Annotated in this window: 16 protein-coding genes; 7 read left to right on the forward strand and 9 right to left on the reverse strand. The window is 40.7% G+C overall.

Annotated features, from left to right (window positions below; translation table 11 throughout):
* The first annotated feature begins 102 nt into the window (after positions 1–102).
* On the forward strand, positions 103–1083 hold the full coding sequence (locus CLI64_RS29370) for an aldo/keto reductase (protein WP_103140927.1): 981 nt from the start codon (positions 103–105) through the stop codon (positions 1081–1083).
* An 18-nt stretch (positions 1084–1101) separates the two neighbouring features.
* Here the strand turns inward: CLI64_RS29370 and CLI64_RS29375 are convergent, their stop codons facing one another.
* The 4 genes from CLI64_RS29375 to CLI64_RS29390 form a co-directional block, all read right to left on the reverse strand.
* Positions 1102–1374: a prevent-host-death protein gene (locus CLI64_RS29375; protein ID WP_225977453.1), complete on the reverse strand. Its 273-nt coding sequence runs from the start codon at positions 1372–1374 to the stop codon at positions 1102–1104.
* 168 nt (positions 1375–1542) lie between these two features.
* Positions 1543–2937: a TldD/PmbA family protein gene (locus CLI64_RS29380; RefSeq protein WP_103140506.1), complete on the reverse strand. Its 1395-nt coding sequence runs from the start codon at positions 2935–2937 to the stop codon at positions 1543–1545.
* A 54-nt stretch (positions 2938–2991) separates the two neighbouring features.
* Positions 2992–4671, reverse strand: coding sequence for a hypothetical protein (locus tag CLI64_RS29385; RefSeq protein ID WP_103140507.1), 1680 nt, complete (start codon positions 4669–4671; stop codon positions 2992–2994).
* 190 nt (positions 4672–4861) lie between these two features.
* Entirely contained in the window at positions 4862–5350 is a 489-nt protein-coding gene (locus CLI64_RS29390; protein WP_103140508.1) for a GNAT family N-acetyltransferase, read from the reverse strand.
* A 660-nt stretch (positions 5351–6010) separates the two neighbouring features.
* Between CLI64_RS29390 and CLI64_RS29395 the strand changes: the two genes are divergently transcribed.
* Complete coding sequence (locus CLI64_RS29395; RefSeq protein WP_103140509.1) at positions 6011–6928, forward strand: hypothetical protein; 918 nt, start codon at positions 6011–6013, stop codon at positions 6926–6928.
* 152 nt (positions 6929–7080) lie between these two features.
* Here CLI64_RS29395 and CLI64_RS29400 read toward each other — a convergent pair whose 3' ends face one another.
* Complete coding sequence (locus tag CLI64_RS29400) at positions 7081–8736, reverse strand: ABC transporter ATP-binding protein (RefSeq protein WP_103140510.1); 1656 nt, start codon at positions 8734–8736, stop codon at positions 7081–7083.
* Between the two features lie 138 nt (positions 8737–8874).
* Positions 8875–9438, reverse strand: coding sequence for a hypothetical protein (locus tag CLI64_RS29405; protein ID WP_157943335.1), 564 nt, complete (start codon positions 9436–9438; stop codon positions 8875–8877).
* A gap of 186 nt (positions 9439–9624) precedes the next feature.
* On the opposite strand from CLI64_RS29405, the gene CLI64_RS29410 reads away from it, so the two are divergent.
* Complete coding sequence (locus CLI64_RS29410; protein ID WP_103140512.1) at positions 9625–12414, forward strand: TIGR02921 family PEP-CTERM protein; 2790 nt, start codon at positions 9625–9627, stop codon at positions 12412–12414.
* 189 nt (positions 12415–12603) lie between these two features.
* On the opposite strand, the gene CLI64_RS29415 is transcribed toward CLI64_RS29410, so the two are convergent.
* Together CLI64_RS29415 and patD are read right to left on the reverse strand one after the other, a co-directional pair.
* Positions 12604–12966 carry a hypothetical protein gene (locus CLI64_RS29415; protein WP_103140513.1) on the reverse strand — a complete coding sequence of 121 codons (363 nt, stop codon included), beginning with the start codon at positions 12964–12966 and terminating at the stop codon, positions 12604–12606.
* Between the two features lie 90 nt (positions 12967–13056).
* Positions 13057–13404 carry a heterocyst frequency control protein PatD gene (gene patD / locus CLI64_RS29420; RefSeq protein WP_103140514.1) on the reverse strand — a complete coding sequence of 116 codons (348 nt, stop codon included), beginning with the start codon at positions 13402–13404 and terminating at the stop codon, positions 13057–13059.
* A gap of 292 nt (positions 13405–13696) precedes the next feature.
* On the opposite strand from patD, the gene CLI64_RS29425 reads away from it, so the two are divergent.
* From CLI64_RS29425 to CLI64_RS29435, 3 genes are all read left to right on the forward strand, one after another.
* Positions 13697–15946 (forward strand): bifunctional (p)ppGpp synthetase/guanosine-3',5'-bis(diphosphate) 3'-pyrophosphohydrolase, encoded by a 2250-nt coding sequence (locus tag CLI64_RS29425; RefSeq protein WP_103140515.1) that lies wholly within the window; start codon positions 13697–13699, stop codon positions 15944–15946.
* A 286-nt stretch (positions 15947–16232) separates the two neighbouring features.
* Positions 16233–16949 (forward strand): class I SAM-dependent methyltransferase, encoded by a 717-nt coding sequence (locus CLI64_RS29430; RefSeq protein WP_103140516.1) that lies wholly within the window; start codon positions 16233–16235, stop codon positions 16947–16949.
* A 497-nt stretch (positions 16950–17446) separates the two neighbouring features.
* Positions 17447–18529 carry a M4 family metallopeptidase gene (locus CLI64_RS29435; RefSeq protein ID WP_103140517.1) on the forward strand — a complete coding sequence of 361 codons (1083 nt, stop codon included), beginning with the start codon at positions 17447–17449 and terminating at the stop codon, positions 18527–18529.
* A gap of 45 nt (positions 18530–18574) precedes the next feature.
* Here CLI64_RS29435 and CLI64_RS29440 read toward each other — a convergent pair whose 3' ends face one another.
* Entirely contained in the window at positions 18575–19180 is a 606-nt protein-coding gene (locus CLI64_RS29440; protein ID WP_103140518.1) for a MarC family protein, read from the reverse strand.
* Positions 19181–19361: 181 nt separating this feature from the next.
* Between CLI64_RS29440 and CLI64_RS29445 the strand changes: the two genes are divergently transcribed.
* On the forward strand, positions 19362–20177 hold the full coding sequence (locus tag CLI64_RS29445; protein WP_103140519.1) for a carbon-nitrogen hydrolase family protein: 816 nt from the start codon (positions 19362–19364) through the stop codon (positions 20175–20177).
* Positions 20178–20287 lie beyond the last annotated feature (110 nt).

Consider the following 20287-nt stretch of genomic DNA (forward strand, 5'->3'; position numbering starts at 1 on the left):
GCAGGGGAGACAAGGAAGACAAGGAAGACAAGGGAGAAATTATTAATAGTTAGTAACTAATGACTAATGACTAATGACTATTGACTAATGACTATTGACTATATGCAATCTCAACCAGAATTATTTTTACCAAAAATGGGCTGCGGCACTTGGGCTTGGGGAAATCAACTGCTTTGGGGATATGACGAAAGCATGGATGACCAATTGCAAGCGGTGTTTAACCTGTGTGTGAGTCATGGTGTGACGCTGTTTGATACTGGCGACTCTTACGGAACAGGACGCTTGCAAGGGCGCAGTGAGTTACTGTTAGGAAAGTTTTCTCGCACATATCAAGGCGTAAATCAAGAGCATATCTGCATTGCTACGAAATTAGCTGCATATCCTTGGCGATGGACACGCCAGTCAATGATTCAAGCTTGCAACGCCTCAGCGCGTCGCTTGGGGCGAAATGTGGATTTAGTGCAGATGCACTGGTCAACGGCAAATTATGCGCCTTGGCAAGAAGAAGGACTGTTAGATGGTTTAGCAGACTTGTATGAACAGGGTGTAGTTAAGGGTGTGGGGTTATCGAATTACGGTACTAAAAGACTGCGGTGTGTACATCAAAAGTTTGCAGCGCGGGGAGTACCAATTAAAACTTTGCAGGTACAATACTCGCTGCTATCAACATATCCGGTGACAGAATTGGGGTTAAAGGCTGTTTGTGATGAACTGGGTATACAGCTAATAGCCTACAGTCCTTTGGCATTGGGAATATTAACAGGGAAATATTCAGAAAATAACTCTTACCCTAAAGGTATCAGGGGTTTATTGTTTAGGCAATTACTACCAGGAGCGCGATCGCTGTTAGCCTGTTTACGCGCTATAGCTGAATCGAGAAATAAAACTATGTCCCAAGTCGCCATTAACTGGTGCATCTGTAAAGGAACAATTCCCATTCCTGGAGCGAAATCTGTGGCTCAAGCACAAGATAATCTGGGGGCGTTGGGTTGGCAATTAGATGCTGGGGAAATCGCTGAGTTAGATCAAGTTGCTGCTCGTACAGATAAGAAAATGGTGCAGAATATTTTTCAAACTAAGTGAAGATTCTCAGCCACAATATCAATTACTCAACGGATTGAATCGATCCTCTCTAGGAGGAACTTCTAGGCTGTAGTCTTCCTCTATACAGATTTGACGTAATTCAGCAAAGGTGTCAGCTAGGGAGTTTTGATGATGTTGGTGTTTCCATTTTAGGAATTCTTGAAATAATTCCGGTTCTATCACAGCAGCAACAAGTTGATCCTGATTGTAAATCAGTTGAGGCTCTGCGATCGCATCTTGGATCAGTTGAGATAACTGCTGTTGGGCTTGCTCAATTTTCCAGTTCATCATAGTTTTGTTTGTAATTGAACACGCCATTTGATATGGTCGCTACCCAAATATTAAGATATCTTATTAGCGATCGCATGAGTTCGCTGAATTTTCTCCCCCTGCTTCCCCTGCACCCCTGCCTCCTCTAGCTCTCCTCTCACCCAAGCGATATTTTTGAGTTGACAGTCCTTAAATTTCTCCGCCTACAACCACATCCCGAATTCGCAGACTAGGGCCGCCACAACCTACGGGTAAACCATTCTGTCCACCTTTCCCGCAACCACCAGACTCATCCCAGTAAAAATCATCACCAATAGCTTCAATATCTGCTAAGGTTTGAAACACATTACCCGAAAGCGTCACATCTTTCACTGGTTCGGCTATTCGACCATTTCTAATCATCCAGGCTTCCCCTGCGCTAAAGGTGAACATTTCCCCGTTAGTCATGCCACCTAACCAATTGCGGGCATATACTCCTTCTTTGATCCCAGTAAATAAATCTGCTACTGGTGTTTCACCCCTTTCAATCCAAGTATTGGTCATTCTGACAATCGGGGTATAGTGATAATTGAGACAGCGCGCGTTACCTGTAGGAGTTTCCGCTAATTTACCTGCGGTTTCACGGGAATGTAACCTCCCGACTAAAATACCGTCTTTAATCAGTTGGGTGGTGGTGGCTGGTGTACCTTCATCATCATAAAAGTAACTGCCCCGATGTCCTTCTGGGGCTGCACCATCAAATATTTGCAACTCTTCGGGGCCAAACTGCCGTCCGATGGTCATCACTTCTAATAAATCGGGATTTTCGTAAGCCATATCAGCTTCCGAAAGATGTCCAAAGGCTTCATGAACAAATAAGCCTGTGAGGATGGGATCTATCACTACGGTGTAGGTATTACCTTTGACGGATGGTAAAGATAAAGCAGCAACAGCCCTCTGGGCAGCACTTTGAACTTGTGTATCTAAATTAACTAAATCTTCGTAGGCTTTGCGAGAACCTGTAGTTTCTCTACCTGTCTGCACAGTTTCGCCATTTTTGGCTGTCGCTGCAAAGCGCATTTCCATATCTACCCAAGATTGACTGATGAGAGTGCCTTCTGAGGTAGCGAGGATGACGCGTTGGGAACTGTCACTATAACGGACTGAGGTAGTAGTAATCCGATGGTCTACGCTTTTTAGTAATTCAGTATAGCGATCGCATAACTCTTTTTTCTGGGCGAGGGGAATTTGGCGCGGATTTTTCCCAGTTAGGGGTAGGCTACATACTGCTTGTACTGGTTTGATAGGAGCAAGTAAAGTTGTTTCATCTCCTACCATTCTTGCAGCTGCGATCGCTTCTTCGATTCTTTCTTTGACGGTAGAAAGCTGATTAAAACTACTTAATCCCCAGCCACCTTTATAACAAGCGCGGATATGTCCCCCAACGGAGATGCCTTCACTGAGGGTTTCCACTTTGTCGCCACGCAACAAGATATCTGTTCCTTCTGCTTCCTCTATGCGAATCATCAAATAATCTACATGGGATGAGTAGCGGGAAATCAGGTCAGAAATTAAATTTTGTGCGTCAGCAAGTTTAGTTGCCATGTCTCGGTAGTCACCAGATGAACTGCATTTATTGTGCAATTATTTGGGTATTTTTTACCAATTAATAATACATTCAGATTTTAACAGCAAAAAGTTTGCTGTTTCCAACACTGCACAAGCTTTAGTTACTGTCGCTAATGCAGGAGTCTTTTCTGAGGATAAATTATTGACAGATGCCGTAAATGCTGGCTGAAAACTTTTTAGCCAAGTCTTACTCGTGAGATATTCAACTTGAAATGATGTAGTTTCCACTAACCAAAAATCTATACCATATTTTTGAATTAGTTGTTTTGCTGATGTTAAATCTGGGCTATATTGAGCCTGAATTAAATCTCTAGCCCGTTGGCGAATTTGGGTGTAATAACTTAAATGAAACGGTAGTGCATATTCTCTACCCACTAAAATAGGTCTTCGGGCAAAAGTCGGGATATTATCTGCTTCATCTGAGAGTGTGGCAATTAAACTGTCTTTGGGTTGCTGTTGGAGATATTCATACAATGCTGATGCCGTCGAAGCTCTATAATCTGTGGTGGGAAAGCGTCCTGAAAGGTGGGGGTAAAGCAACAAAACTGATATTAAAGTTATTGCCAATCCGAGTTGCCAAAATTGATGTTTTTGGCGATACTGCCGCAGTAACCAATCTAAGATTACAGCTAAGGTCATACCAGCTGCGATCGCCATTACAATGCGGAAGGTGTGTATTGTGTAGCGAGTCGGGAAAAATAGCTTGAGTATGACAGTATGGGCAGTGAAAAATAAAGTCAACGAGACGATAATAATTTGTGTCAATATTTTGACTTGCGGATTCACCAAATTCATTAAAGGGAATTTGTGAAACTTTCGCTTCAATAGTGGAAAAAACAAGCCCAACCAAATCAGAGGCGGCATTAATGGCGGTAAAATTCCGCTATGTTGTCCAATCAGCCAAAATCGTAAGGGATTGGGATGAAAAAAAGGATGTCGCCCTCCTGGCCAAAGTTCTGGCATCGCGAAAGCTTGAGTAGCTGTCACCACTGGGCCAAATTGGGCTGAAGATAAGATGTAGGGTAACATGACGAGAAGTGCTAACCCCGTAATTGTCATCACCCATAAATAATGATGACGTAATCTTATTAATAAAATGCCTAAACAGATGAATATTAAGGGAGGGTAAAACAATCCTGCCAAGATAATTAATAGGCAGAGATTTAACCAAGAATCAGTGATGAGATAGTATATAAAAGCTAAAAATATTGGGGTAAAAAAAGACTTAGGTGTAGCAGAAACCAAATCAGATTTAAACCAAAGACTTTGATTTAATATTAAGGTGACGAGAAACGCCGCCCCAGGAACGGGGAAAATCTTGATACATAAATAAAAGCAATAAATAGTAATAATTAACCCTAAAAAAGTCGGGATGATTTTACTTAAAAGTAGTGGCTCAACACCGAAATACGCCATAATTTTATATAAACTGGCATATCCCCAAGGTGTAATCGATTGGAAATAATCACCAATTAAATCTTGCTGAAATAATTCTGGGTCTATAAATTTTTGCATCCAAAATACATATTCTCTGGCATCATCTTGAGCCACATATGCGGTTCTCAAGCCTTTTTGTAATGCTAGAAAGCTATAAAATAGGGAAAATCCTATACTTAAAATTAAAGGGAAAGCAATTTGTTTCCAAGAAAGTTTTTCAGTAGAGGTATATAAAGTATCTTTGAGTGTCGTGATATTTTTATACAAATTCATGAAAAATAATTACGGTAGTTTTAATCCTTTCTGGATTTAAGATTCTTATGGTGAGCAGTGAATATTTTAGATGGTTGATTTTTAACTTTGTTCCAATTTCTATAAAAATTAAATCTTATCTTGATATTTTCAATAAATACCAAAAAATAACTTTTAAAATTCCCAATCTCAAATTGACACCATCAAATTACTAAATTCGTAATCCCATAATTACCAAATCTCGTTCTACACCATCTAGTTCTGCGACTTGGGGTAAATGTCCCCACTTTTGAAAACCAAAAGATTGAAACAGGTTTAAACTAGGCTGATTATGAGCAAAAATATAACCCAACAGAGTTTTTAAACCTAATTTGGGGCTTTCGTGAATCGCTGTGGCTAAAAGTTGCTTCCCTAAACCGCACCGATGAAAAGCTGGGGCTATATAAATGCTAATTTCGGCAGTAGCATGATAAGCTGGTCGTCCGTAAAATGACTGGAAACTCAGCCAGCCAGCAATGACTCCCTTTTGTTCAATTACCCACAGGGGACGTAAATTAGGCGATCGCCCCTGAAACCAAGGACGGCGACTTTCTACAGACACAGGTTCTAAGTCAGCAGTGGCGAGGCGGCTGGGAATCGCTGCATTATAAATAGCGACGATCGCAGGTAAATCAGTTTCAGTTGCATGACGGATGCTCATTGCTACCGGGTTCAAGAGGATGTAGATAAAACATTCACAAATAATACATTGTTCCCAGTAATAATTCTATGTTTCCTACAAATAATTGACGGCTGATACAAAAGCCAGAAATACACTACACTACATCCCGATTTTGTGATCAAAATGGCTGGTAGGCTAATGTGTGTTTAAGCCTCTGAAAAAATAGGGCTAAAGCCCTTACTACAAACTAGGTTATAAAAATCAATTGCTATTAGCTGAAATTTAATTTAATTATTTTGCTATTGATTTATGACAGTTAACTATTAGCAGCCCATAAACCTCAGAGATGATTGGGAAAATTTTATGTTAACAGGAATTATTTTTAACCGAATTTTATATAGGATTTATCTTTGATTTCTACAAAGCTGGCTACACTTTTACTAATTATTAATTCTCGGTTTCCTTCACTTTTTGCCTTTTTACGCAAACAATTTCAGTAATTAAACCATATTCTTATATTGATGATTTTAAAAATAATTGGGGTGAATTCTCTTTCTCAGGTTCTACTCTGATCGACTTGATTGTACTGATAAACACAAAGAATCTTAGTTTAATTTCTACTATAGATAGAGTTAATTGTGATTATTAGTTTTTAGCATAAATGTATTGGCTAAACATTTATTTTGATTAACTCTTTTTATGTCTAAAGATTATCATCATGGCGAACAAGCAGAAGTAGATACTTCTATAGATATAGAAATATATGAATTTATCAATAGATTTAAAAGAGGAGTTTGGCTGTTTGGGATTCCGTCTTGGATTTTTGGGATCACTGATAGGAGTTTGGCTGCATTAGCAGATGGTTCCGTATCTGTGACGGAAATTGTGCAGATGCTGACAACATCTTTCTTTTTTATAGTTTGGCTATATTTAAAGCCAGAAGAAAAGTTTGAAGCAGATAATGATCTTACGAAATTTCAAGGATATTTGTGTTTATCTCAAGAGAATAGATTGGAGCTGAAGAAAAGGCACATGATCAGCCAAGAATATATTTTGCCTTTTCCTTATCTCTGTCAAATTTATCATTTATTGAATCTCAAGCATTTAGAAACTGTTCATAGTTTTAGTTTAAATAACTTGAAAGTTTTGCGGGTTAGTGAGTTTCGCCCGACGATGATTGGCGGTATGATTAAGTTTCAAACTCTTTTAGATTCTCCTGTTAATCCTTTGAGAATTTGGCGACAGCCTATAGTTGAGGTTGATTTAATCTTGCATACTCCCCACACAATTGAATTGAGTATTCCTGTCTATGATAATAAAAGAATAATAGTAATATTCTATGCTTTTCCTCTCAATGAGAAAGAACACAGATTATTTATTGAAATTTATAGTGATCTCCAATGGCCAAAACCAATATTGCAGATTTTATTGCATTTTGCTTCCTGCTTAACTCTATTTGAAGATTTGCCGTATTTACGTAATTTGGCAGAGATTGATATAGAACGTGCTTTTAAATTAAGTAGAGTTTCAAAGCAAGCAAATATGTTACTTTTTAAAAGATTTGTGGAACTTTATGGCACAACTAAAGAGAATGTGAAATTGATTGGGGGTCAATAGTCAATAGTCAATAGTCATTAGTCAATAGTCATTAGTCATTAGTCATTAGTCATTAGTCATTAGTCATTAGTAGAGACAGGATGGATGTTTTTGTCTCTACCAACATTCAAAATTCAGCAGTTAACAGCCAATACTTCTGGTATTGTTTAATTTTAAGTCCTTGCTAATAGGGGTGCGGCGGCTAGGAGGGTTTGAGTGTAGGGATGTTGAGGATTAGCGAAGATTTCTTTGGTTGCACCTAGTTCGACGATTTTACCACCGTGCATGACGGCGATACGATCGCACAAAAATCTCGCTAACCATAAGTCATGGGTAATGAACAAATAGGTTAACTCAAATTCGGCTTTCAATTGCAACATTAAATCCAGCACTTGCGACTGTACACTTGCATCTAACATACTCACAGGTTCGTCGCAGATTACTAGTTTAGGACGAGTAATCAATGCACGGGCGATCGCTACTCGTTGCTGTTGTCCACCAGATAAGTCTGAGGGATAACGCTGATAATATAATTCTGCTGGTGTTAAGCCGACTTTCTCTAACATCCATAAAACTTGTTCTTTGGCTTTGGCTGCGTCGGCTAAATTATGAATTAATAGGGGATCACCTATACTTTGTCCCACTGTCATGGCTGGGTTGAGACAAGCGTGGGGATCTTGAAATACCATTTGAATTTGTCGCCGGGAAGCACGAATTTCCTGACGCGACAATTTAGTTAAATCTTGTCCTAAAAATTCCACTTTCCCTGATGTGGGACGAATTAACTGTAAAATTGTCCGCGATAGTGTGCTTTTACCGCATCCAGATTCCCCCACTAATCCCATAATTTCCCCTGGATACAATTCCAAGTTAATCCCATCTACAGCTTTGATGGTTTGACTTTCACCCTTAAACAGTCGTTCGATAAAGTTAGGTTCGATAGTGTAATACTGCTTAAGTTCCGTTACCCGCAGAATGGGGGACTGGGGACTGGGGAGAGGCGACTGGGAAACGTCTTCTGTTCCTACTTCATCGATAGATTGAATATGTAACGCTGCTTGCAGGAGCGATCGCGTATAGTCATGCTGGGGGTTTCTAAATACTGCGTCGGTAGTACCCATCTCCACCATTTTGCCGTTGTACATTACCCCAATGCGGCTGCAATATTCCGCCACCATCGCTAAATCGTGGGAAATCAGCAGCAATGCCATATTTTCTTCACTGCAAAGGCGCGTTAATTCTTGTAAAATTTGGGCAGAAACGGTGACATCTAAGCTAGTTGTCGGTTCATCAGCGACAATTAATTTAGGATTTAGCAGAAGGGCGAGGGCGATCGCTACCCTTTGACGCATTCCTCCGCTAAACTCATGGGGGTACTGATTCCACCGACTAGCAGGAATCTTCACTTTTTCTAAAGTCGCCAGTGCTTTTTCCTTGGCTTCCTTGGCTGATAACTCCGGTAAATGCGCCTGTAGAGTTTCAATACAATGATTCCCAATCGTCATCAAGGGATCAAGTCGAGTCATGGGATCTTGGAAAATTAATGCTACAGCTTCCCCTCGAAATTTCCGCATTTGGTTGGGTGTTAAATCAAATACCGATTCTCCCTGAAACGTCACCTTTCCTTCCACACAGCTAGAAGCTGGTAATAACCGCATCGCCGCCCGTCCCAAGGTAGACTTACCACAACCAGATTCACCCACTAACCCCATTCTTTCCCCTGGTTGTAAGGTAAAAGATACATCATCAACCGCCCAACTTTGTGCTTCACCGCTACGTTGAGGATAGGCGACACGCAGATTTTCGATACAAAATAAGTCTTTACCCATAGTTTTATTTACCAGCCCAAAGCCATTAGCCGGGATAATTTTAAATTTAAGTTAGTGTATCAAATTCCTGAAAGTAGCTGCGCGCCAATATTAAACTAAATTTTGGCTAGGTATCTGAATAACTGTAGAGAATAATTTTCAATTAATACCAATATGGTAGAAATCATGAGCATCATTAAAATGAGTTACTCCTGTAACATCTCTTATTACTGCTCTCACGATAGAACTCACTTGCCAAACTGTCCATAGCTCCTCTTTGCTCATAAAATGGCCAGGATAGTGTGCTGTTATCCAATTCACTAAATCTTTGACAGTAAGAGGTTTAAAAAACATATCTACACCCACACCAAACGAGCGTGGTTTTTGTAGATTAAGAGCAGAAAAAACTTCACTCAAAGTTTCCTGAAAATTCCTTTTGGGTAGTAAATTCCGTAAATTGCTATTAAGTTTAATTTCGCGACATTGCAAACCAGTAACTTGATGAATAGCTTGGCGAACACAATAATAGACACGCATTGTAGGACATACTCCTACACTAGTTTTTGATGCACCTAATTTTGCAGAAAAAAGATTAATCACCATTTGAGGTGTTTGCAGGGTAACAGCTTCATCATCTGTGATTTCCATCCCAAAAGCCTTTTCCCATCCCATAATCAATTCAACTGCATCAAGTCCCATATTAAATTTTTCCCCAGATAACACTCAATTAACATCTCAACATCCCTTCTCTGCACCTCTTGGCGTTGAGATTTACATCCACTTTTTAGGGAATTATAAAGTTATATTCTGACTTCCCAGCAAAATTGTAATTTATTGTTCACACATTAGGAATTCATCATCTGGATATTGTAGCAGCAGTAATGATTGCCAACAGGAGGGCATTGGGCTATGAAGGCTTTCTGGAACGTAACTTTTGAGGGCATATTCTGGCTATGGAATCTCAACTTTTTAACACTTGTCTATTTTGGTATACTGCCTTGGGTAGCTGTGCCATTATTCCAAGCCACTTTACAGGGTCAGATTCCTGTTGAATTTTCCCTAACTCTAGTTGCTTTAATTGCTGTCCCCACCATCTCAACAATTATTGGCGGTAAGTTTTTACTCTTCCAACCCCTGCAACTCATCCGATTTTTTTATGGTGTAGAAGCACCATTATTTCTATTGTGTTTGCTGCGGTTATTTGTAATTCGAGAATTGACACCTGCTAGTACCCAGTTGCTCATCACAATTAGTATTTGTATTGTGGCATTTTGTGGAGAATTATTTTGGGGTTACGCACCCAAGAAGAAAAATGCCCTGCAATGGCTACAAATGGCAACTCATACTTTAATGTTGCTATTTGGCATTTATGCGAGTGTGATTTTACTATTTTATGCCTTGCCGCTAGCAGTATTCTTATTGCAAGAATTCCTCAAATTTGAGTGGCTAGGAGGTTTGTGGTCTATATTAAGTGATCCTTATGCACTCGGCACTTTATGGCTTTTTAGCCTTTCGTTTTTGTTGTTTATTTTCAGTGGCACTTTATTTGTTTTAATGCCTTCCGTACTAGCAGCAATGTATTTAAATTCTGGTTATAGGATTTTAAAGAACTTTGCTAGAGACTATGGCAATAAAAAAATGTTATCTGGGGCGACTGCTGTATTTATTGCCTTTGCTATTACCTTTGTATCTTTACAGAACCAACCGCAAGTATTGGCTTTTTCTCTGTTAGCAAATAGTCCTAAAAATGAGAGCGATCGCCAAACCATACTCGCTCAATCAAATAAAATTCGTGATGGCTTAGTCAACGCCTACTTATCTTCCTATCGCTATCTCAGCAGCATAGAAGAAAATAATCATATCAGTGCTATGTATCAGCACGTTTTAGGTTTAGATAAATCAGCAGGAAAAAATCTGCAAAATATCTACAACTTTTTCATGTCGCCGTTTTTGTATCAAGGGACAAGCAAAGATGCTGACAAAGCCGAAAAACTCTATGCAGAATTTTTTGATACTCCCATCCAAAAAGCTGAAAAAATAGCCGTTACCCACGCCATCCAATCGACTTTTAACCAACAGGAAGTCAAAGCTGGTTTATTAAATATCAACGACCAAAAAGTATGGCTAGCATCACAACAAGTCACAGTCAAAGAACATGGTGATTGGGCTGATGTGGAGTTATACGAAGTTTACAAGAACCAAACTCCCGAAGTGCAGGAAGTTTTTTACTCTTTTTCTCTACCAGAAAGTGCTGTAATTACCGGTTTATGGTTAGGCGATACTAACAACCGTTCTCAACGTTTTCCCTTCAAAGTATCTCCCCGTGGTGCTGCCCAGAAAGTTTATAATTCCCAAGTTAGAAGAGAACGCCCTGTAGATCCAGCTTTATTAGAACAAGTAGGGCCAAGACATTATCGCCTCCGGGCTTTTCCCATCCCCCCTAATAATGTGCAGCAGTTCCCTGGTGAAGCACCACGTCCTACAGAAATGCACCTATGGTTAACTTATCAGGTGATGGGTCAAGAAAAAGGCTGGCCAATGCCAGATTTAGGTGAAAGACGCAATATTTTCTGGAATAATGACACTAAACGCACCCGCAATGATAAAGCAGTTAATTTCAAAGAAGATGCTTGGCTAGAAAGTTTTATCCCTGCCAGTAGTAAGGTACAGCCTGTAGTACATGAGGTAAATTTAGATAATGGCGATCGCATCACCATCAAGCCTTTATCCCTAAAAGATTATTCTCTACCTCAAGGTAAACGCATCGCCCTAGTTTTAGATACTTCCCGCAGTATGGGGAATCATCTCAAAGAATTATCCCAAACTTGGGATTGGTTGAACAAACATGGCTTTGCTGACAAAGATTTAACCAATAACGATGCTGATTTATACCTCAGTGTCCCTAAAGATGCAACAGCCAAAAGAATAGATGATATTCAACAATTTCAACCAGAAAAAACCATCTTTTACGGCACAATTCAGCCGCAAGAAATGTTAACTCAGTTTAACTCTCTGCGTGGTGATACCGCCTATGATGCAGTGTTACTAATTAGCGATGAAGGCAGTTATGAATTATCCCGCAGTAACAAAACTGTGGTTAATTCACCCGCACCCTTATGGATGATACATTTAGGGGGATTACCCGCCGCCTACAACGATGGAATCATTAAATCTCTGCAAGATACTGGCGGCGGCGTTGCACAAGACATTGCGGAAGCATTGCCACGCATTGCCACAAAATTAGCATTAGGCGACTCTGTGGTGAGTGTAGTTGATGGTTATGCCTGGTATCTGCAACAACAGGAGAAAGCCACAGCGAATAATTCTCAACCCGCAACAGATTTACAAGCATTAGCTGCCCGACAATTAATTTTAGGCTTGAGTAAAAAAATTAAACTAGACAACCTCGAAAGCTTAGATGCAATTCACGCCATCGCCAAAAAGTACGAGATTGTTAGCCCCTATTCTTCCATGTTGGTGTTAGTCAACGAAGAACAAAGACAATTACTCAAAGAAGCCGAAGCCGCAAGCGATCGCTTTGACCGCAAAATAGAAAATGGGAAAGAAGACCTCACCAAACCCAATAATCCTTTTAAAACCAGCATCCCCGAATCCTCCAGTGGCTGGATTTTATTCCTCAGTGGGGCTGGAATGTTGATGTTTGTGAATCGTCGTAAATTTAGGGGGTATAGGGCATAGAAAATGGGGTATGGGGCATAGGGCATCGATTTTTCTTCTACACCCCTATACCCCCATACCCTTACACCCTCATTCTTGTGTCCCCTGTTGCAGTATGACTTGGCAATATTTAAATATCAGTAGTAGATAAATTAACTATGGAAATATATCTAAAGGAATCTATAGTTGCAACCAAACTATAGTAGGGATTCATGGGCTGATTTGCTGCAATAAAGATGCTGTCCGTGCTGTAGAAGCTTTAAGTTCAGCATCTACGAGACTATCTAATTCTGCTTGTTCCTCAAAAGACAGTGCTTTCCCTTGGTTGCGTGCTGTACGCCATAAACTCATCAGTTCAGATAAGCGTTTTTGCTGCTCGGCACTAAAGAACTCATCAGGGCGAAAACTTTGAATCACCAACAAAGCACTAAATTCGGTTTCACCTAACTCAGCAGTTAAAGCATCTAGAGCTTGTCCCGCAGTTTTGCATACAGAAGACTTATCGCCTGTGATCGCTTGATAGCATTTTTCACCACTAGCATTTGATATGGGCAATATCACGACTGTAGTCATAATTTTTATTCTTGCTTAACCCACCATTATAACTCAAACAATGGAGCATAGATAATAAGCCATAATTCCCCCTGCCCCCTGCCCTCTACCTCATTGTGTCCCCTGTTGCAGTATGGCTTGGCAATATTGCATTAAAGTAGAGAGGCGATCGCTAATTGTTTTCACTCTGGTTTGTGCTGTCGATGTTTGCCGCGCCCCTTGCAAAAACATGACATCTACTGCCAACAAACGCAGCTGTTTGCTTATTTCTGTATGGTAAGATTGCACTCGTGAGCTGACATCTACTGTTAAAGGGACAATCTCTTCGCTAAAAAAAATTTGCAAGGCATTTATACGCTCTTTTAATTCAGATGTACTTACTTGAAGATTAGTGACATCTGTATGCAATTGTTCAAGTAAGTTGACTAGGATGGGATATTTATCAGAAGTTAAAGACATTCACTTCTATTTAGGATAGTATTAGTTTCAAGAAAAATTTCTTCTACAATAATTCATCTTACGCTTTCGTCAAATTTTTCAGCCTCAAACTTTGCTTTGAGGCTGTGTTTGCCATCTACATTTTTTCGTAGATTATGCTGATCAAAGCTCGGAGTGGATGAGTACCATAGGCATATAGGGAATCATCCTATTAAGACAAGTTTTATTTTCCATTGAGACAGCAACATCACCTTGATGATGCTGTCAGTTGCATCTATTTCTCACTTAACCCACAGATCACTGTTCCTATTGTATGAGTAGTATAGCGATAAGTTCTCCAACTGATATTTCCCTTCCCGACTGGCTGAAGAAATGTATGCGAGAAACTTCAGCCGAAGGTAAGCAAGCAGACGATGTCCATCATAGTGATAACACTTTAATTTGCCGGGCGTTTGATTTTGCCTATCAGCTGCATAAAGGTCAATATCGTAAGTCAGGAGAACTATACATCAGCCATCCTGTGGCTGTAGCCGGATTACTGCGTGATTTAGGAGGTAGTCCTGCTATGATAGCAGCTGGATTTCTTCATGATGTAGTTGAAGATACAGATGTCACAATTGAAGAAATTGAACAGCTATTTGGCGCGGAAGTACGTCGTTTAGTAGAAGGTGTCACTAAGCTTTCTAAAATTAATTTCAAAAGCAAGACTGAAAGCCAAGCGGAAAATTTTCGGCGAATGTTTTTGGCGATGGCGCAAGATATCCGCGTCATTGTGGTGAAATTAGCAGACCGTTTGCATAATATGCGAACTCTGCAATATATGTCAGAAGACAGCCGCCGTCGTTCCGCCCAAGAAACGCGAGATATCTTTGCACCTTTAGCTAATCGTTTGGGGATCTGGCGGATTAAGTGGGAATTAGAAGATTTAGCTTTTAAGTATTTAGAACCTGAAGCTTTTCGACAAATGCAAAAGCATGTTTCAGAAAAGCGGGATGCACGGGAAGAAAAGCTAGCAAAAGCCACAGGAATCTTACAAGAACGGTTACAACAAGCGGGAATTCGCTGTTTAGATATTAGTGGTCGTCCCAAGCATCTATACAGTATTTACCAAAAGATGCAGCGACAGCAAAAAGAATTTCATGAAATTTACGATTTAGCAGCCCTCCGCATTATTGTAGAGACGAATGAGGAGTGTTATCGCGCTTTAGCGATAGTCCATGATGCTTTTCGCCCGATCCCCGGCAGATTTAAAGATTATATCGGCTTACCGAAACCTAACCGCTATCAATCGTTGCATACAGGAGTTATAGGTTTAACTGGTCGTCCTTTAGAAGTGCAGATTCGCACAATGGAAATGCACCGCATTGCAGAATACGGGATCGCCGCCCATTGGAAGTATAAGGAAACAGGGGGATCTAACAGTCAGCTAACCACCAGTGATGAGAAGTTTACCTGGTTGCGGCAACTCCTGGAATGGCAAAGCGACATGAAGGACGCACAGGAGTATCTGGATAATGTTAAGGATAATTTGTTTGAGGATGATGTGTATGTATTTACACCTAAAGGGGATGTTGTTTCCTTAAATCCAGGTTCTACTAGTATAGATTTCGCCTACCGGATTCATACAGAAGTCGGCAACCACTGCGCTGGGGCTAGGGTAAATGGCAGAATGGTTCCTCTGTCTACACGCCTGCAAAATGGCGATATTGTGGATATTATTACCCAAAAGAATAGTCATCCGAGCTTAGATTGGCTGAATTTTGCCAGGACTTCAACAGCGAAGTATCGCATAAAACAATGGTACAAGCGATCGCGCCGCGAAGAAAATGTCGCCCGTGGTCGGGATTTATTAGAAAAAGAACTAGGTAAAACTGGTTTTGATAACCTGCTAAAATCGGATGCGATGCAGACTGTCTCGGAACGATGTAATTACCACAGTCCAGAAGATTTACTAGCGGGTTTAGGTTACGGTGAAGTCACTTTAAATTTAGTGCTGAACCGTTGGCGAGAAGTAGTCAAAGCCCACCAGCCAGTTGCAGATGTTATTCCCTTAATCCCTAAAGAGTCATCGACACCAAGACATCAGCCGACAACCTCCCGCGCCAGTGACTCACCAATTGTAGGTGTAGAGGGGTTAGTTTATCATCTAGCAGGCTGTTGTACCCCCATTCCTGGCGAACCGATTATTGGCGTAGTTACGCGCGGCCGGGGAATTTCTATCCATCGCCAAGGATGCCATAATCTAGAGCCAGTAGAATGCGATCGCCTAGTACCGGTAAGTTGGAACACCACCGTAGAAACTAGTGGTCGTCCCCACACCTACCCAGTCAACATTCAAATTGAAGCCCTAGATAGAGTCGGCGTACTCAAAGATATTTTATCCCGATTAAGTGACCAGGGGATCAACGTCCGCCACGCCCAAGTGAAAACTTCCACTGGTCAACCAGCATTAATGGACTTAGGAATAGAAATACGCGATCGCCCCCAATTAGAGCAAGTATTCACTCAAATCAAAAAAATGAGTGACATCCTCAATATCCGGCGAGTAGGACAGGAGGAGTGAAAAAAGGCAAAAGGTAAAAGGTGAACCACTGCGTTGGGCGGCTTTGCCGACTTGTAGCAAGTGGTGTTAGCGCAGCGTTAGCGACGCTAGGAGCGTCACCCGAAGGGTAAAAGGCAAAAGGTAAAAGTAAAAGGTGAGAGAAAATATACTTTTACCTTTTTACGTGTGACTGGCCAAGAGTTGGCAACATTGTTTCTAGGGATAATATCTGCTTGGGATTGGGTAGGGTCGATAGATTAAAATCATCGTAGCGATCGCCCCAGTCAAACAAATTATCTCAGACATTATGTCACAACTATTTCCGGGAGAAGTGTTTGCCAACACTGCCGATTTTGATCACGGTATTCGTCAGTTACTACCACGATATGACGAAATGCTCGATGTCATTACTCGTTGTCTACCTACTACTAGTCGTTACATTTTAGAATTAGGCTGTGGTACGGGTGAAGTCAGTCTCAAGATACTCGAACGCTGTCCAGATGCACACATCGTTGCTTTAGATTATTCACCCCGAATGCTACAGTTTGCTCAGGACAAAATCGCCGCAGCTGGTTATGCACCCAGATGGACGGGAATACAAGCTGATTTTGGTGATTGGGCGATTCATCCAGAAAAATTTAATATTGGCAGTGAATTTGATGCTTGTGTTTCATCCTTAGCGATTCACCACCTCCAGGATGAGATGAAATTGCAAGTATTCCAGCAAATTTCCGCCAGCCTAGGCCAAAACGGTTGTTTTTGGAATGCTGACCCCATATTACCAGAGTCTCCCGCCCTGGCGGAAATTTATCAAGCTGCCCGTGAGGAATGGACTAGACAACAAGGAACTGATTTAGCCGCGATTAGGGCTAAAGTAGGCACTAGCAACCAGCAAGGATACTCTAGCCAAGACCAACTCGCAACTTTAGCGACTCACTTGCAAATGCTAACTCAAGCGGGATTTAAAACTGTTGCAGTCCCTTGGAAGTATTACGGTTTAGCTGTTTTTGGTGGTTGGCTTTAGGGGTATGGGCATTGGGAATGGGGCATTGGGCATTGGGAAGATTGTGATTTTGGAAATTGTTCAAGGATTTTTTTGTTTAATTAATCTTAATAGTAACTACTAGGAAAAAATATTGTGTCAGTAATAGCAGTATTACTGAAGAAAAGCGGCTACTCGAATTTAAGATATATTTAATCAACTGTATTAATACTATTAAAATACAAGATTACTTTTTTGAAATAAGAGTAATATCAATGAAGTTATTATTAATCGGCTTTTTCTAGTAATACAGAAAACGAAACATAAATAAAAAATAATTTCCTATCAGCAAAAATATTTGGATGCTGGAACAAAATGCTGTTGATTTTTTAGAAATATGTCTCACAATAAGAGATAAGAAAGATTCATCAACAAATTAACCAGGGATTCGCCATCTCCATTAATGACTCTGCTCCTTCCAACCGTGGTGTTTTATCCACGGTTGTTCATTACTTATTAACTCAAGGAGATTGGTTAAGATGGCTAGAAAACACAATAAATTAACTACTGATAATTGTGATCATTCACTCAATAGTAGATGTCCAATATGTTGTGTACTTCCACCACATATATTAGAAAATGTGGCGGTAAATGGTAATGATTTACAACGACGTTGGGCTTTTCATACGTTAAATCTTTCTGCTCAACTGCGTGGGCGTAGAGATATTGCTGGGAATATCTTTTTAGCTCCTTCACCTGGACAAAAACAACGCACAGTTTATGATGCGAAAAATGGCTATCAACTACCAGGAGTTATAGCTTGGAATGAAGGTGATCCCCCAAGCAATGATGAAGCAGTTAATGAAGCTGTGAATGCGGCTGGTGCTACTTATGATTTGTTTTATGAGATATTTGAACGCAATTCAATTGATGATAAAGGACTGCGTTTAGACTCAACTGTGCATTATGGCGTGAAATATGAAAACGCCTTTTGGAATGGTGATCAAATGGTTTATGGTGATGGTGATGGTGAACTATTTAATCGCTTTACTAAATGTATTGATGTGATTGCCCATGAATTAACTCATGGTGTGACTCAATATGAAGCGGGGTTGCAATATTATGGGGAATCAGGCGCATTGAATGAGTCATTTTCTGATGTTTTTGGTGCCTTGGTTAAACAAAGATTCAAAAATCAAACAGCAGAAGAGGCGGACTGGATTATCGGTGAAGGGTTACTGATGCCTAAAGTTAAAGGGATTGGCATTCGTTCTATGAAAGAACCAGGAACAGCGTATGATGACCCCGTATTAGGTAAAGACCCCCAACCAGGTCATGTGAAAGACCAATATTTCGGTTGGTCTGATAATGGTGGTGTACATATTAATTCCGGTATTCCGAACCGTGCTTTTTATCTAGCAGCTACGGCTATTGGTGGTTATGCTTGGGAAAAAGCGGGTAAAATTTGGTATATTGCTTTACGCGATCGCCTGCGTTCTAAAGCCAATTTTCAACAAGCTGCCGATATTACCGTGCAGATAGCGAAGGAACTCTACGGAGAAGGTAGTACAGAACATCAAGCCGTAAATCAAGCTTGGCAAGAGGTAGGGGTTTTTTCGTAGCTGTGTAGAAACAAGAAAAGTTTGAGATTTAATTTAGGGTGTATCCTACCGCAAAAACAACTCCCGAATGCCCGTGCTACCAATCTCCACCGCTAAGGCCGCCAGCAGAAAACCTAATAGTTGCGTGACAATCACCGCACCAGCCACACCAATCAATTTGTCAATCTGATTAGCTAAACGCAAAATCAACCAAGATATCAGCATCGCCCCCAAAATACCCAACACAACTGCTAGATGTGGACTCTGGGATTTAGACATGAATAGCATCACCGTTGTGAGTGTACCCGGCCCCGCCAACAAGGGTAAAGCCAACGGGGTAATTGAGACATCACGGCCTTGTCCTGGTTCATTAACGGGTGTATCTAGTTCTCCGCGTAGCATTTGCAACGCGATTAACAGCAGCAATAATCCCCCAGCCACCCGTAAAGAACCCATACTGATTTCTAAGTAAGTCAGGATATATTGACCAGCAAAGGCAAATACCAGTAAGACCGCGATCGCGATTACAATGGCCTTATCAATGATTTTATTTCTTTCCTCCGGTGTTATACCCTGAGTTAAAGCCAAAACCACTGGCACATTGCCTACAGCATCTGCCAACACAAACACAGCAAGAAAAGTTTGAATGAGAATAGAAGTATCGAGGGTCATAGTTATTAGTCATTAGTCATTAGTCATTAGGGAACAGGGGACAAAATCTTTAATTTTGAATTTTGAATTTTGAATTTTGAATTGATAAGTCCCCCCTTGCCCCCTCATCCTCTTTGTCGGATATTTAAGTAACGATATATTTGATTATCTATCGCACACAACTACACTGTTTTTTAAGTCTATGAAGTCTTATTTAGCCGCCGCCATTCAAATGACCAGTGTGTCAGATTTGCAAAAGAATTTGGTGCAAGCTGAGGAATTGATTGATCTGGCTGTACGCCGGGGTGCGGAATTGGTGGGTTTACCAGAAAATTTCTCTTTTATGGGAGAGGAAAAGGATAAACTGGCACAAGCAGAAGCGATCGCGCAAGCAAGTGAAGTCTTTATCAAAAAGATGGCGCAACGCTTCCAAGTTACTATTTTAGGCGGTAGTTTTCCTGTACCTGTGGGTGATACAGGTAAGGTTTATAACACTACTATTTTAGTTAACCCTAACGGTGAAGAACTCACCCGTTACAATAAGGTACACCTATTTGATGTGAATGTTCCCGATGGGAATACTTACCGTGAGTCTAGTACGGTAGTAGCAGGTGAACAACTTCCGCCTGTGCATTACTCTGAAACTTTGGGTAATATCGGTGTGTCCATCTGCTATGATGTGCGTTTTCCTGAACTTTACCGCCATCTTTCTACTAAAGGCACAGATATAATCTTTGTTCCTGCTGCGTTCACAGCTTTTACAGGTAAAGACCACTGGCAGGTATTATTACAAGCAAGAGCAATTGAAAATACTGCTTATGTCATTGCTCCAGCCCAAACAGGTAATAATTATGATCGCCGTCTCACTCATGGACATGCGGTAATTATCGACCCTTGGGGGACGATTTTAGATGATGCTGGTGATAAACCAGGAGTAGCGATCGCCGAAATTAATCCCTCACGCCTAGAACAAGTCCGCAGACAAATGCCTTCTCTACAACACAGAGTGTTTCAATAGTCATTAGTCATTAGTCATTAGTCAATAGTCAATAGTCATTAGTCATTAGGTAGAAGATTCTACCTTGTCTACCTTGTCTTCTTTTCCCCAATCCCCAGTCCCTAGTCCTC

The sequence above is a fragment of the Nostoc sp. CENA543 genome, assembly GCF_002896875.1.
Lineage (GTDB): Bacteria > Cyanobacteriota > Cyanobacteriia > Cyanobacteriales > Nostocaceae > Trichormus.

Excerpts from the sequence above, each read along its gene's own strand:
- CLI64_RS29380 (WP_103140506.1), bottom strand. The coding sequence starts at position 2,937 with ATGGCAACTAAACTTGCTGACGCACAAAATTTAATTTCTGACCTGATT.
- CLI64_RS29440 (WP_103140518.1), bottom strand. The coding sequence starts at position 19,180 with ATGACCCTCGATACTTCTATTCTCATTCAAACTTTTCTTGCTGTGTTT.
- patD (WP_103140514.1), bottom strand. The coding sequence starts at position 13,404 with ATGTCTTTAACTTCTGATAAATATCCCATCCTAGTCAACTTACTTGAA.
- CLI64_RS29390 (WP_103140508.1), bottom strand. The coding sequence starts at position 5,350 with ATGAGCATCCGTCATGCAACTGAAACTGATTTACCTGCGATCGTCGCT.
- CLI64_RS29445 (WP_103140519.1), top strand. The coding sequence starts at position 19,362 with ATGAAGTCTTATTTAGCCGCCGCCATTCAAATGACCAGTGTGTCAGAT.
- CLI64_RS29430 (WP_103140516.1), top strand. The coding sequence starts at position 16,233 with ATGTCACAACTATTTCCGGGAGAAGTGTTTGCCAACACTGCCGATTTT.
- CLI64_RS29415 (WP_103140513.1), bottom strand. The coding sequence starts at position 12,966 with ATGACTACAGTCGTGATATTGCCCATATCAAATGCTAGTGGTGAAAAA.
- CLI64_RS29400 (WP_103140510.1), bottom strand. The coding sequence starts at position 8,736 with ATGGGTAAAGACTTATTTTGTATCGAAAATCTGCGTGTCGCCTATCCT.
- CLI64_RS29435 (WP_103140517.1), top strand. The coding sequence starts at position 17,447 with ATGGCTAGAAAACACAATAAATTAACTACTGATAATTGTGATCATTCA.
- CLI64_RS29370 (WP_103140927.1), top strand. The coding sequence starts at position 103 with ATGCAATCTCAACCAGAATTATTTTTACCAAAAATGGGCTGCGGCACT.
- CLI64_RS29425 (WP_103140515.1), top strand. The coding sequence starts at position 13,697 with ATGAGTAGTATAGCGATAAGTTCTCCAACTGATATTTCCCTTCCCGAC.
- CLI64_RS29375 (WP_225977453.1), bottom strand. The coding sequence starts at position 1,374 with ATGATGAACTGGAAAATTGAGCAAGCCCAACAGCAGTTATCTCAACTG.
- CLI64_RS29410 (WP_103140512.1), top strand. The coding sequence starts at position 9,625 with ATGAAGGCTTTCTGGAACGTAACTTTTGAGGGCATATTCTGGCTATGG.
- CLI64_RS29395 (WP_103140509.1), top strand. The coding sequence starts at position 6,011 with ATGTCTAAAGATTATCATCATGGCGAACAAGCAGAAGTAGATACTTCT.
- CLI64_RS29385 (WP_103140507.1), bottom strand. The coding sequence starts at position 4,671 with ATGAATTTGTATAAAAATATCACGACACTCAAAGATACTTTATATACC.